General features: G+C 72.9%; 13 protein-coding genes. 7 read left to right on the top strand and 6 right to left on the bottom strand.

All coding sequences use genetic code 11. The features are described from left to right. Nucleotides 1–112: 112 nt before the first annotated feature. The 7 genes from ACTWPW_RS26840 to ACTWPW_RS26810 all read left to right on the top strand — a co-directional run bounded on the left by ACTWPW_RS26840 (nt 113) and on the right by ACTWPW_RS26810 (nt 7,645). Complete coding sequence (locus ACTWPW_RS26840) at nt 113–2,644, top strand: glycoside hydrolase family 9 protein (protein ID WP_375110792.1); 2,532 nt, start codon at nt 113–115, stop codon at nt 2,642–2,644. A 90-nt stretch (nt 2,645–2,734) separates the two neighbouring features. Next, complete coding sequence (locus tag ACTWPW_RS26835) at nt 2,735–3,157, top strand: hypothetical protein (protein WP_443170249.1); 423 nt, start codon at nt 2,735–2,737, stop codon at nt 3,155–3,157. Between the two features lie 55 nt (nt 3,158–3,212). After that, the gene (locus tag ACTWPW_RS26830) at nt 3,213–3,842 is read left to right on the top strand and encodes a TetR/AcrR family transcriptional regulator (RefSeq protein WP_443170248.1); all 630 of its coding nucleotides are present in this window, start codon (nt 3,213–3,215) and stop codon (nt 3,840–3,842) included. Beyond that, entirely contained in the window at nt 3,839–5,164 is a 1,326-nt protein-coding gene (locus ACTWPW_RS26825; RefSeq protein WP_443170247.1) for an MFS transporter, read from the top strand. Before ACTWPW_RS26830 ends, ACTWPW_RS26825 begins: the two co-directional genes overlap by 4 nt. Beyond that, complete coding sequence (locus tag ACTWPW_RS26820; protein ID WP_443170246.1) at nt 5,161–6,582, top strand: pyridoxal phosphate-dependent decarboxylase family protein; 1,422 nt, start codon at nt 5,161–5,163, stop codon at nt 6,580–6,582. The genes ACTWPW_RS26825 and ACTWPW_RS26820 overlap by 4 nt, the downstream gene beginning before the upstream one ends. 40 nt (nt 6,583–6,622) lie before the next feature. Beyond that, nucleotides 6,623–7,333, top strand: a complete 711-nt coding sequence (locus ACTWPW_RS26815) for a toxin glutamine deamidase domain-containing protein (RefSeq protein ID WP_375110787.1) — start codon at nt 6,623–6,625, stop codon at nt 7,331–7,333. Between the two features lie 12 nt (nt 7,334–7,345). Next, on the top strand, nt 7,346–7,645 hold the full coding sequence (locus ACTWPW_RS26810) for a YrhB domain-containing protein (protein WP_364114083.1): 300 nt from the start codon (nt 7,346–7,348) through the stop codon (nt 7,643–7,645). A gap of 7 nt (nt 7,646–7,652) precedes the next feature. Here the strand turns inward: ACTWPW_RS26810 and ACTWPW_RS26805 are convergent, their stop codons facing one another. The 6 genes from ACTWPW_RS26805 to ACTWPW_RS26780 are packed head-to-tail and all read right to left on the bottom strand — an operon-like array spanning nt 7,653 to nt 12,349. After that, entirely contained in the window at nt 7,653–8,147 is a 495-nt protein-coding gene (locus ACTWPW_RS26805) for a WXG100-like domain-containing protein (protein ID WP_375110786.1), read from the bottom strand. A gap of 5 nt (nt 8,148–8,152) precedes the next feature. Beyond that, nucleotides 8,153–8,464 (bottom strand): hypothetical protein, encoded by a 312-nt coding sequence (locus ACTWPW_RS26800; protein ID WP_375110784.1) that lies wholly within the window; start codon nt 8,462–8,464, stop codon nt 8,153–8,155. Nucleotides 8,465–8,490: 26 nt separating this feature from the next. Continuing rightward, entirely contained in the window at nt 8,491–9,312 is an 822-nt protein-coding gene (locus tag ACTWPW_RS26795; RefSeq protein ID WP_443170245.1) for a hypothetical protein, read from the bottom strand. A gap of 50 nt (nt 9,313–9,362) precedes the next feature. Further along, complete coding sequence (locus ACTWPW_RS26790; RefSeq protein ID WP_375110782.1) at nt 9,363–10,454, bottom strand: sensor histidine kinase; 1,092 nt, start codon at nt 10,452–10,454, stop codon at nt 9,363–9,365. A 54-nt stretch (nt 10,455–10,508) separates the two neighbouring features. Continuing rightward, nucleotides 10,509–11,567: a golvesin C-terminal-like domain-containing protein gene (locus tag ACTWPW_RS26785; RefSeq protein WP_443170244.1), complete on the bottom strand. Its 1,059-nt coding sequence runs from the start codon at nt 11,565–11,567 to the stop codon at nt 10,509–10,511. Beyond that, complete coding sequence (locus tag ACTWPW_RS26780; RefSeq protein WP_443170243.1) at nt 11,564–12,349, bottom strand: glycoside hydrolase family 10 protein; 786 nt, start codon at nt 12,347–12,349, stop codon at nt 11,564–11,566. Before ACTWPW_RS26780 ends, ACTWPW_RS26785 begins: the two co-directional genes overlap by 4 nt. Between the last annotated feature and the right edge of the window lie 49 nt (nt 12,350–12,398).

Here is a 12,398-nt window from a genome sequence, read left to right as displayed (position 1 = left end):
TTCACAGTCTTCCGGGCCGGGCGGTGCGCAGCCGTTGACGGCGCGGCGGCGGGAAAGGAGGATCGGATTCGCGCCATTTTTGGGAGCGCTCCCAACCCCCTGAAGGACCTCCATGACCCGATGCCGGGCCGCCTTACTGGCCCTCCTCACCATGGTCGCCCTGTCCCCCGCCCCGGCCGCGCACGCGGCGGCCGACGAGGGACCCGAGCAGATCGTGAACGGCACCTTCGACACCGGCACCGCCCCCTGGTGGGGAACCGGCAACGTCACCCTCGCGGTGGACGGCGGCCGGCTGTGCGCCGACATCCCCGGCGGCACCGCCAACCCGTGGGACGTCATCATCGGCCAGAACGACATCCCGCTGGTGGAAGGCGAGACGTACGCCTACCGGTTCTTCGCCGCCGCGACCCCGGCCAAGGTCGGCCGGGCGCTGATCCAACTACCGGTGGACCCCTGGACCCAGTACCTGTCGGCCGCGCCGGAGATGAGCGTCTCGGGCAACAGCTACTCCTACACGTTCACCGCCCCCGCGTCGCTGCCGAACGCCCAGGTGGTGTTCCAGCTGGGCGGCAGCGTCGAGCCCTGGAGGTTCTGCATGGACGACGTGTCGCTCAAGGGCGGCGCCGAACCCGAGGTCTACGAGCCTGACACCGGCCCGCGCGTGCGGGTGAACATGGTCGGCTACCTGCCCGCCGGGCCCAAGAAGGCCACGGTCGTCACCGCCGCGACCGAGGCCCTGGACTGGGAGCTCAGGAACGCCGAGAAGGAGACCGTGGCGAGCGGCCGGACCACCCCCAGGGGCGTGGACGCCAGCTCGGGCCAGAACGTGCACACGCTCGACTTCGGCGCGTACCGCAAGCCCGGCGAGGGCTACACGCTGACGGCCGACGGCGAGACGAGCAGGCCGTTCGACATCAGGGCGGACATCTACGACCGGCTCCCCTCGGACGCGCTCAAGTTCTACTACACCCAGCGCAGCGGGATCGAGATCCTCGACAGCCTCCGGCCCGGGTACGGCCGGCCGGCCGGTCACGTCAACGCCGCGCCGAACCAGGGCGACGTGGACGTGCCGTGCCAGCCCGGCGTCTGCGACTACACGCTGAACGTCAAGGGCGGCTGGTACGACGCCGGCGACCACGGCAAGTACGTCGTCAACGGCGGCATCTCCGTCCACCAGCTCATGGCCGCGTACGAGCGGGACCGGGCGGCGTTCACGGACGGCCAGCTGAACATCCCCGAGAGCGGCAACGGCCGGCCGGACATCCTGGACGAGGCCCGCTGGGAGCAGGAGTTCCTGCTGAGCATGCAGGTGCCGGACGGCAAACCGTACGCCGGGATGGCGCACCACAAGATCCACGACCAGAACTGGACCGGCCTCCCCCTGCTGCCCCACCTGGACCCGCAGCTGCGCGAGCTGCACCCGCCCTCCACGGCCGCCACGCTCAACCTGGCCGCGACGGCGGCGCAGGCGGCCCGGCTGTACGCCCCGTACGACGCCGCGTTCGCCGCCAGCAACCTCAAGGCGGCCCGCAAGGCGTGGGCGGCCGCCAGGGCGAACCCGGAGAAGTACGCCGACCCGAACGACGGCACCGGCGGCGGCGCCTACAGCGACGGCGACGTGAGCGACGAGTTCTACTGGGCGGCGGCCGAGCTGTACATCACGACGGGCGAGAAGGAGTTCAGGGACTTCGTGCTGGCCTCGCCGCACCACACCGGCGACGTCTGGCGCGAGCGCGGCTTCGACTGGGGCAACACCGCCCAGCTCGGCCGCCTGGAGCTGGCCACCGTGCCGAACGCGCTGCCCGACCGGGCACGGGTGCGGCAGTCGGTGATCGAGGGTGCCGAGAAGTATCTCGCGATCCAGAAGGAGCACCCGTACGGGCTGCCGTACAACCCGCCGGACTTCGACTGGGGCTCCAACAACCTGGTGCTGAACAACCTGGTCGTCGTGGCGACCGCGTACGACCTGACCGGCCACGAGAAGTACCGGGCGGCCGTCCGCGAGGGCATGGACTACATCCTGGGCCGCAACGCGCTCAACCAGTCGTACGTGACCGGCTACGGCGAGGTGGCCTCCAAGAACCAGCACAGCCGCTGGTACGCCCGCCAGCTCGACCCCGAGCTGCCCAACCCGCCGATCGGCACGCTGGCCGGCGGCCCGAACTCCAGCATCCAGGACCCGCTCGCGCAGCGCCTGCTCCAGGGCTGCAAGCCGCAGTTCTGCTACATCGACCACATCGAGTCGTGGGCCACGAACGAGCTGACCATCAACTGGAACTCCCCGCTGGCCTGGGTCGCGGCGTTCCTGGCGGACAAGAGCGAGCGCTCGGACTGCCGGGTCGGCTACTCGGCGCACGGCTCGTGGCCCGGCGGGTTCACCGCGCAGGTCGTGATCGAGAACACCGGAAAGCAGGCGGTGGACGGCTGGAGCCTGCGCTGGTCGTTCCTGAGCGGCCAGCGGGCCGGGCACGCCTGGGGCGCGACGCTGGCGCAGTCGGGCTCGGTGGTGACGGCCAAGGCGCTGGGCTGGAACGGCAAGATCAAGCCGGGCCAGAAGGTGACGTTCGGGTTCAACGGCACGAACGCCGCCGGCCCGAACCCGGCGCCCGAGGTGTTCCACCTCAACGGCGCGCGCTGCAAGTAGCACGGTGATCCCCTGGGCGTACGCCCAACCGCCGTACGCCCAGGGGATGCCGCGGTGAGCCGTTCGGGGCCGGGAAACGTCCAAGAGGGCATGAGGATCTGGAGAATCGTACTCCTGCCCGTGCTCCTGCTGGCACCGAGCACGTCCATGGCCCCGGCGGCGCAGGCCGGGGTGGCGCCGAGGAAGGCGCTGGTGGACTTCCGCAAGCAGGGCGGCTTCGCGGGGCTGGACGACCGGGTGATCGTCTACGGCAACGGGTGCGTGCGGCTCAGCCGGCGTACGGGGCCGACCATCGACAAGTGCCTGACCGCCAAGGAGAAGCGCCGGCTGCGCGCCCACCTGAGGCACCTGCGGATCGGGCGCTCGGAGGTACAGCCGCCGGGGGCGGACTTCATCAAGTACACGCTGGCCTACGACAAGCGGCGGGCCAGCCGCTACAGCCTCCCGGCGAGCTGGCAGCCGATGGTCCGGCAGCTGGACCAGCTCATGGAGAAGTACTGGGCGCCGGACTGAGCGCTCTCCATCAAGTGATTGACCGAGAGGGGGTGACCGAACTACCTTCGGTCGCATGACCCCTGCGGAGAGCACACAGGCCGGCCTGATCCTCAAGGTCGCGACGCAGCTGTTCGCGGCGCTCGGTTACGACGGCACCTCGACGCGCCAGATCGCCGAGGCCGCCGGGCTGAACATCGCCACCGTCAACTATCACGTGGGCGGCAAGCGGGAGCTGTATCTCGCCGTCATGGAGGCCGCGCACCGGGCGGAGAAGGCGGCGCTGGAGACGGCGCTCGGCCGGCTGCCCGGCGACGACCCCGTGACCGCCATCCACCGGCTGACCGACGACTACCTCGACTTCTGCGTGGACAACCCCGAGGTGCCCGCCCTGTGGATGCACCGCTGGCTCTCCGACGCCAGCGACATCACCGAGCTGGAGCGCCAGTACGTCCAGCCGCTGCTGTCGGCGGTGACCGGCGCGCTGCGCCCCGCCGTCGAGACCGGGCTGATCTCCGCGGACGTGGATCTCGAATACACCGTCTGGACGGTCATCTGGTCCGTGCACGGCTTCGCCAAGGGCGGGGTGCTCGACGCCGAGGGCCGCCGCCGGGCGGCCGGCGACCGGGCCGCGCTGCGCCGCTTCCGCGCCCACCTGCACCTGACCCTGCACCGCACGCTCGGCCTGCCTGGCGACCCCCGGTGACCGCCGCGCGGCTGGGCCGGGGCCGGCTGCTGGGCTACGGGATCGGCTCCGTCGGCACCGGCGTGTTCTCGGCGGTCCCCGGCCTGCTGCTCCTGTACTACCTGACCGACATGCTCGGCGTCCCCGCGGCCGTGGCGGGCGCCGTGCTGGTCGCGCCCAAGATCTGGGACGTGCTGCTCAACCCGCTGGTCGGCGCCGCCAGCGACCGCGAGGCCGTGCGGACGGGCCGCAGGACGCGGCTGCTGACGATCGGCTCGGTGACGTTGCCGGTGGCGTTCGCGCTGATGTTCGCGGTGCCGGGGGACGTCCCGGGGGCGGTCTGGGCGGGGGCGGCGTTCCTGGTCGCGGCCAGCGCGTTCGCCTGCTTCCAGGTGCCGTACGTGGCCCTGCCCGCCGAGATGTCGGCCGACCGGGGCGAGCGGACGCGGATCATGTCCTGGCGGGTGGTGTGCCTGACGGTCGGCATCCTGGTGGCCGGCGGGCTGGCCCCGGCCGTGGTCGATCTGGCGGGCGGGGGCCGGGCCGGGTACGCCGTGATGGGCGTGGCGATCGGCGCCGTCATGGCGGTGGCGCTGGCCGCCGCGACGCTGGCCACCCGCTGGGTGCCGTCCAGGCCGGGACCCCGGCCACTCGGCCCGGTGGCCGCCTTCCGCCTGGCCAGGGGCAACCTGCCGTTCTTCGTGCTGCTGGCGGCCTTCGTGACGCAGGCGCTGGCCGTGGCGGTGATGCTGGCCGGAGCGCCGTACGTGGCCTCGTACCGGCTGGGCGACTACGGGCTGACCTCGGTGATGTTCGTGTGCCTGGTCGGCCCGAGCATGCTGGCCGTGCCCGGCTGGGCCTGGCTGGCGCGCGTCCACGGGCCCGTGCGCTGCTACCTGGCCGCCTCGCTCGGCTTCTGCGGCGTCGCGGTCGCGCTGATCCCGGCCATCTCGGCGGGTGGCCTGGCCGCGACGCTGGTGCTGACCGCGCTGGCCGGGGTCTGCTACGCGGCGCTGCAACTGCTGCCGCTGTCGATGCTGCCCGACACCGTGCACGCCGACGCCGCCCGCACGGGGCACGCGCAGGCCGGCGCGTTCACCGGGCTGTGGACGGCGGGCGAGACCGCCGGGCTGGCGCTCGGACCGGGACTGTTCGCGCTGGTGCTGTCCGTGTCCGGGTTCGCCTCGGCGCCGGTCGAGTCGCCGGTCGCCCAGCCGCCGGGCGCGCTGACCGGGGTGCTGCTCGGGTTCACGGCGCTGCCCGCCCTGCTCATGCTGATCAGCCTGCCGTTCGTCGTCCGGTACGGCCGGCTCGCCCCCACGAGGAACAAGGAGAGCGTGTGAATCTGCCCCCGGCCGGGAGGACCGCCGAAGACCTGCTGGCGGAGGTGGCCCGGCTCAAGGAGCACGACCTGCCCGTGCGCGGCGGCCAGGTGACCGCCTACGTCTACGACACCGGGCGGGCCGAGGTGAACGACGCCGCGACCCGGGCGTACCTGGAGATGCTGGAGGTCAACTGCCTCGACCCGACCGCCTTCCCCAGCGTGGTCGAGATGGAGCGGCAGGTCGTCGGCGCGGTCGCGGACTTACTCGGCGGCGGCCACGGCATCTTCACCAGCGGCGGCACCGAGTCGATCATGCTGGCCGTGAAGGCCGCGCGCGACCTGGCCGGCCGGGACCGCCCGAACCTGGTGCTGCCGGTCACCGCCCACCCCGCCTTCCACAAGGCGGCGCACTATCTCGGGATCGAGGTGGTCGCCGTGCCGGTGGACCTGGAGACGTACAAGGTGCGGGCCCGCGACGTCGAGGAGGCGATCGGCGCCGACACCGTCCTGGTCGTGGCCTCCGCGCCGTCCTACCCGCAGGGCGTGATCGACCCCATCGAGGAGATCGGCGCCGTGGCCGCGGCGGCGGGCGTGCCGTTCCACGTGGACGCGTGCGTGGGCGGGTGGCTGCTGCCGTGGTTGCGGGCGGCGGGGGCGGCGATCCCGCCGTTCGACCTGTCCGTGCCCGGGGTCACGTCGATCTCCTGCGATCTGCACAAGTTCGGGTACGCCCCCAAGGGCGCCTCGGTCCTGCTCTTCGCCGATCCGGCGATGCGCCGCAAGGCGTACTTCGCCTCGGCCGCCTGGCCGGGCTACACGATCATCAACGCGACCGTGCAGAGCTCCCGGTCGGCGGGCCCGCTCGGCGGCGCCTGGGCCACGCTGCAGGCGCTGGGCCGCGAGGGCTACGTGGAGCTGGGCCGGGCCACCCTGGAGGCGGCGGACCGGCTGCGCGAGGGCATCGCGGCGATCCCCGGCCTGCGGGTGCTGGGGGCGCCGGAGTCGTCGCTGGTGGCGTTCGCAGGTGACGGGATCGACGTGTTCGTGCTGGCGGACGAGGCCCGGGCGCGGGGCTGGTTCCTGCAGCCGCAGCTCTCCTACGCCGGCATCCCGGCCAACCTGCACATCACGGTCACCGGGGTCACGCTGGCCGGGGTCGAGGCCATGCTGAAGGTGATCGCCGAGTCGGCCGCGGCCGCCCGCGAGCGCGGCCCCGCCGTGCTGCCCGACGGGCTGGTGGACCTGGTCGCGGGGCTGGACCTGGAGGCGCTGGACGACGCCACGTTCGCCGAGCTGAGCGCGTCGGTCGGGGTGGACCTGCGGCCGGGCGCCGGGCAACCGGAGATGGCGGTGGTCAACGCCGTCCTGGACGCGCTGCCCGCCGCCGCCCGGGAGGCGGTGCTGGTGCGGTTCCTGTCGGTGATCTACAGCCGCTGACCCTCCGATACGACGCCCGGGATCGTGCTATACATCCCGGATGGCGAAGTTCGGTGGGGCGGCATTGGGCCTCTTCCGCAAGGCGGCGCCCTGGTTCAGGAGCAGGGCGGCCCGCGGGGGCGGGCGGCGCGGCCCCCAGCTGCTGGCCGGGGTCGACGACGAGGCCGCCCGCTACGCGCTGCGGCGGCGCGGGCAGATCCCGCTGGTCGAGCTGCGTCCCCAGCGCGTCCACCTGCTGGAGGGCGGCAACACGCCGCTGACCGCGGCCCAGCAGACCGCCATGCGGGAGGGCCACCAGCAGATCGACCGCCTCCTGCGGGAGGCCGGCGGCCGGCCCCTCGGCAGGTACGAGACCAGGGTCGCCATGCGGCACGTGAACCCCACCGGCAACAAGCGGAACTGCGCGGAGGTCGCCCTGGCGGTGGACGACATCCTGGCCGGCCGCGCCGCCGTCGCCGGCGCCCGGGCCAGGGGCGTGCCGATCCCCCAGGCCCGCGGCGCCTACCAGGGCCTGGCCAGCGACCGGATGACGGGTTTGAGCTCCCTGGACGACGTGGAGCGCCTGATCGCGGCGAACCCCGGCGCCCGCGGCATCATCGTGGCGCGCGGCGGCGAGGGTGCGGGGCACGTCTACAACGTGGCCAACGTGGGCGGCCGGATGTCGTACCTGGACGGGCAGTTCATGCGCATGGCCGACACGAATCCGCACGCGGCCAGGTTCTCCCAGTACGATTTCTACCGGACGGGGTGACGGAGGACAGCGATGATCACCAGAGCGGAGGCCGAGCGGATCGTCCGCGACTACGTCGCCAGGGAGTTCGCTCCCGAGGAGGGCGAGGAGGAGTTCGCGGTCAACGACGAGGCCACGATCGAGCGCCCCTACGGCTGGCTGTTCGTCTACACCACCCTCTCCTACCTGCGCACCCGCGACCCCGAGGAAGGCGTGCTGGGCGCGGGGCCGCTGCTGGTCCTGCGGGAGGACGGCCGGGTCATCGAGTTCCCCTCCTACCACTCGCGCGAGTCGGCGCTGGCGGAGTACGAGAACGGGCTCGCCGGGGCCTGAGCCGGCCTCAGCCGCCCATGACGCCGTTCATGGCCACGGTGATGCACAGGTCGAGCAGCCTGCCGGTGATCTCCATGAGGATCGGGACCTGCAGCGTGGAGGCCCCCATCGTGGCCGGCGCCGCCGCCATCGCCTGGAAGAGCTGGATCGCGAGCTGGATCAGCTGGACGATGAAGTTGACCTTGAGCACCAGGACGATCGCGGCGCACACCATCAGCCCCAGACCGATGATGTCCGCGCCGGTCAGGCCGTCGAGCAGGTTCTTCTGCGGCGAGTCCGGGCCGTCCCACGCGTCGTGCGCGGCGGTGACGCTCGCGCCCTCCTGCACCGTCCAGGCCGTCGCCGCGAGCGCGCCGGCGGAGCCGGCCAGCCGGCCCACGTCACCGCTCATGCCGAGCCAGGCCAGGCCCATCCTGAGCAGCTTCTCCTCGTCGCTCATCGGCCATTGGCGGCCGGTCAGGTTCATGACCTTGGCCAGCCCGGCCGGCAGCTTCATCCCCATGGCGGCTACCCGAGCATCTTTCGCACGTTGTTGATCTCGACCACGGCCGCGTCCTCGCTGCGCTTCTGGTTGACGCCCGTCACCTGCAGCTTGCGGGCGTACGTTCCCATGTCACCCGTGTTGTCGCCGTAGGACTCGAACGCCATCTGGTGGATGGCCCCGTAGATCGTCCCGATGACGGCGCCCAGGTCGTCGGCGCCGAACGCGTCACCGTCGCCGGTGAGCTCCCGCTCGAAGGCGGCCAGGCGCGCCCGCAGCTCCTCCGCCGACGCCCCCACGCCCGTGGCGGCCCGGTGGGTGTCCGCCGGCCTGTACAAGATTCCTTCGGGGTCCACCGAACACCTCACTCCGGTCCCTGGATGCTGGTCATGATGTCGCGCAGCGCGCGGGTGGCGGCGTGCATCTGCGCGACGCCGGCGAGCTGCGTCTCGCGCGCGCGGCGGGCCACGTCCGCCAGGTCCACCGCGCCGGTGCCCTGGCGGCGCCGGGGCAGGTCCTCGAAGGCCGCGTTCATGGCCGCGCGCAGGTGGTCGCCCAGCTCGTACGAGCCCTCCACCATGGCCTTCGGGTGGATCCGCACCGACTCCACCCGCCCGTCGGTCACCACCACGCGCACCCACCCCCTGGCGGCCTCGCCCTTTCCGCGTACGGGCTCCGCCAGGCCGTCCACCCCGGCCAGCGCGTCGTCGAGGTTGCGCCGCGTCAGGTCGAGGAGGTCCTCCAGGCCACGCGGACGGGGGTCGCCGGCCACGGAGGTCCGCTCGCGGATCCTGGCCATCGCCGAGGCGATCGACCGGGAGATGACGTCCATCTGGTAGAGGGCCTCGTCGCGGACCTGGTGCAGCGTCCTGGCCAGCTCGGCCAGATCGGGCACGTCGGCGGTGGGGCGGCCGAGGAGCTCGGCGATCGCCGCGTTGGCGGCCTCCCGCACCAGCTCGGCCAGCCTGTCAGGAGGCAGCCGCAGGAGGCGCGGATCGAGGCTGACGAGCTGGACGGCCCCGGCGCGGACGACCACGCGCACCCGCCCGTCCTCGGCCTCGCCGCGGGCCTCCGGCGCGTCCGGCACGCGCTCCGGGGGCGTCTCCCCGGCCCGTAACGACTCCACGCGCGCGAGCGTCTCGTCCATGTGGCGCTCGAGCTCCGCGTCGTCGAGTGGCTCCGGCACCGCGTGATTCACCCCCCAGGCTTGGACCCGACGAGGTTATCGCAGCGCAGTCATGGCGGTGACGTGGGGAAGATCGCCTCGACGCGGAACCCGCCGTCCTCCTGGACGCCGCTCTCCAGCGTGCCGCCGGCCACCGCCACCCGGCGCCGCAGGTCGAGCAGGTTCACCCCCGGGTCGTCGGCGGTGACCCAGGAGTCGGGCCGGGGAGCGGTGTTGCGGACGGCGATCCGCACGGAGCCGCGCGTGTAGCGGACCGTGACGCGCACCTCCGCGCCCGGCGCGTGCTTGCGCACGTTCGCGAGGGCCGCCTCGACCACCAGGTACGCGGTCCGCCCCACCACCCCCGAGACGGGCACCGGCGCTCCGTCCACCGCCAGCTCCGCCGGCACCCCGGCCCGGGCCGAGTCGATCACCAGCGGCCGCAGGTCGGGCATGGGCAGCCCCAGGTCGAACCCCTCGCCGGTGCCGCGCCGTAACAGCGCCACCATGTGGCGCAGCTCGTCCAGCGTCTCGGAGCCGGTCGCCCGGATGTCCTCGGCCGCCGCCCTGGCCCGGTCGTCAGCGGCGGTCAGGGCCAGCACGCCCGCCTGGAGCACCATCTTGCTGACCCGGTGGGTGACGACGTCGTGCAGCTCGCCCGCCAGCCGCTCGCGCTCCACCCGCTCGGAGCGCTCCACCAGCTCGGCGCGCAGGCGTTCCCTGGTGGCGGTGTAGAGGCCGTACACCACGGCGAGCGCGATGACCGCCTCGGTGCGGGCCACCAGCGGGAGCCGGTCAGGCAGGGACAGGACGGCGGCGGCGAGCACGATCACCGGCACCCACCGCGAGAGCGGGCGATGCCGCCCGGACGCGAACGCCATCGCGCCGTAGGCCGCGAACGCGCACACGGGCGGCCAGATCGGGGCGCCGGCGGAGGGAAGCGGAACGGCGGACGGGACGAGCGCCGACAACACCGGCAGCACGATCGCGGTGCCCGCGCCGACCCAGGCGACGACGATGGGCGCGCAGCGCATCCAGAGCACCGGCAGCGCCCCCGCCAGCAGGATCACCAGGCCCGGACCCGTATAGCCGGTCGCAGGCGTCAAGCCTGCCGCGACCAGGACCGCGATCGCGTCGACAGGTCGCGGGCGGGCACCGTCCACCGGTTCATCGTACGATCACCCGCCGTACGTGCCCACCCTTCCCCGGGTGGCCGATCAGAGCTCGGTGATCCGGACGGCGTCGGCGATGACGTATCCGGTGGTGGAGGTCCAGCGGCTCACCCCGACCACGTTGTAGGTCCCGGCGGCGAGCGGGAACGTGCCGATGCTCCGCCACGTCCCGCCCCCCGTGCGCTGGTCCACGGTGACGGTCTGGTTCCCGCCGGAGGCCGCCACGATGTACGGCGTCGCGCTGTTGTACCCGGCGTCGGCCGGATGCCACACCTCCACCCGGTAGTTCCCGGCGATCGGGACGGCCGCCCTGAACCAGGCCGGATCGCTGGCCGCGACCGGCGGGGCGAAGCGGTAGTCCGCGCCGTGGAGCTGCGCCGAGTACGTGGAGGTGCCCCAGGCCGAGCCCGCGGCGAACCCGGCGTCCGCGTTGTCGATCACCACGCTGAACGGGCCGCCCCCGCCGGAGCCCACGGCCTTGCCCGTGCTCGGGGCGCTCTCCTGGTGCGTCCGGTTGAGCGCGGTCACGTAGTAGGTGTACGCCGGCCCGCCGGCGGTCGTGTCGGTGAACGTCTTCTGCCTGGTCGTGGTGACCAGGTTGCGGGCGTCGGCGAAGAAGCACGGGTCGGCCGCCGGCGGTGAGCCGTCCACCCGGTAGACCGCATACGCCGTGGCCGAGCCCGTCCAGGCGAGCTGCACGCCGTTCGAGACCCGCGTCGCCGAGGTGATCGAGGGCGCGGCGGGGGCGGCGGCGGAGCCGCGGGCGGGCAGCAGCGCGGGCCTGGTGTAGTGGGCGTTGACGACCCTGGTGAAGGCGCCGATCCGGTCCGCCTTGACGTCCTTGGCGCTGAAGTAGATGTCGCCGGCCACCTCGGGATGTCGCCGGTTGTCGAAGAGGTGGTCGCTCAGCTCCGCCGGGTCCTGCCAGGCGGCGTCCTGCCCCGAGGCGCCCGCGCGGTAGGCGGCCTGGCCGATGACGAGCTGCACGCCGGTGCCCCGGACCACGTCGGCCCACCAGGCGGTGAGCACCTCGTAGGCCGCCGTGGAGAAGCCGATGTGCCAGTAGATCTGCGGGGCGAGGTAGTCCACCCAGCCCTGCTTCACCCACTGCCTGCTGTCGGCGTAGATCGCGTCGTACGACTGCAGCCCCGAGGTGGGCGAGCCGAGCGGGTGCCGGCGTTGCGCCAGATGCCGAACGGGCTGATGCCGAAGGACACGTGCGGCTTGGCGGCGTGGATGCGCTGGTCGAGCTCGCGTACCAGGAGGTTGACGTTCTCGCGGCGCCAGTCGGCGACGTTGCCGAACGAGCCGCCGTACCTGGCGTAGGTCGCGGAGTCGGGGATGGCCTGGCCGCTGACCGGATAGGGGTAGAAGTAGTCGTCGAGGTGCACGCCGTCCACGTCGTACCGGGAGACGGCGTCCATGATCGCGTCCTCGATGAAGTCGCGGACCTCCGGGATGCCCGGGTTGTAGTAGAGCTTGCCGCCGTAGGCGAAGCGCCAGTCGGGGTGCTGCCGCGCGGGGTGCGTGGCCACGAGCCTGGACGGGTCGTCGTGGTTGGCGATCCGGTACGGGTTGAACCAGGCGTGGAACTTCAGGTTCCGGGCGTGGGCCTCGTTGACCATGAAGGCCAGCGGGTCGTACCCGGGGTTGCCGCCCTGGGTGCCGGTCAGCCACTGCGACCACGGCTCGTACGGCGAGGGCCAGAACGCGTCGGCGGTCGGCCGGACCTGCACGACCACGGCGTTCATGCGCTTGGCCACGGCCAGGTCGAGCCAGGCCCGGAACTCGGCCTGCTGCGCCGACACGCTCAGGCCGGTGCGGCTGGGCCAGTCGATGTTGGCCACCGAGGAGATCCACATGGCTCTGAGCTGCCGCTTCGGCATGGCGGGATCTGTCGTGCAAGCGGCTGCGACGGCGGAGGTAGGGGCCACG

Origin of the sequence: Nonomuraea sp. KM90 (assembly GCF_052246675.1) — a bacterium.
GTDB lineage: Bacteria > Actinomycetota > Actinomycetes > Streptosporangiales > Streptosporangiaceae > Nonomuraea.
Note: the sequence above shows the minus strand (reverse complement) of the source record. Positions and strands in the feature narration are given on the sequence as shown.

Excerpts from the sequence above, each read along its gene's own strand:
- ACTWPW_RS26840 (WP_375110792.1), top strand. The coding sequence starts at position 113 with ATGACCCGATGCCGGGCCGCCTTACTGGCCCTCCTCACCATGGTCGCC.
- ACTWPW_RS26835 (WP_443170249.1), top strand. The coding sequence starts at position 2,735 with ATGAGGATCTGGAGAATCGTACTCCTGCCCGTGCTCCTGCTGGCACCG.
- ACTWPW_RS26830 (WP_443170248.1), top strand. The coding sequence starts at position 3,213 with ATGACCCCTGCGGAGAGCACACAGGCCGGCCTGATCCTCAAGGTCGCG.
- ACTWPW_RS26815 (WP_375110787.1), top strand. The coding sequence starts at position 6,623 with ATGGCGAAGTTCGGTGGGGCGGCATTGGGCCTCTTCCGCAAGGCGGCG.
- ACTWPW_RS26810 (WP_364114083.1), top strand. The coding sequence starts at position 7,346 with ATGATCACCAGAGCGGAGGCCGAGCGGATCGTCCGCGACTACGTCGCC.
- ACTWPW_RS26805 (WP_375110786.1), bottom strand. The coding sequence starts at position 8,147 with ATGGGGATGAAGCTGCCGGCCGGGCTGGCCAAGGTCATGAACCTGACC.
- ACTWPW_RS26780 (WP_443170243.1), bottom strand. The coding sequence starts at position 12,349 with ATGCCGAAGCGGCAGCTCAGAGCCATGTGGATCTCCTCGGTGGCCAAC.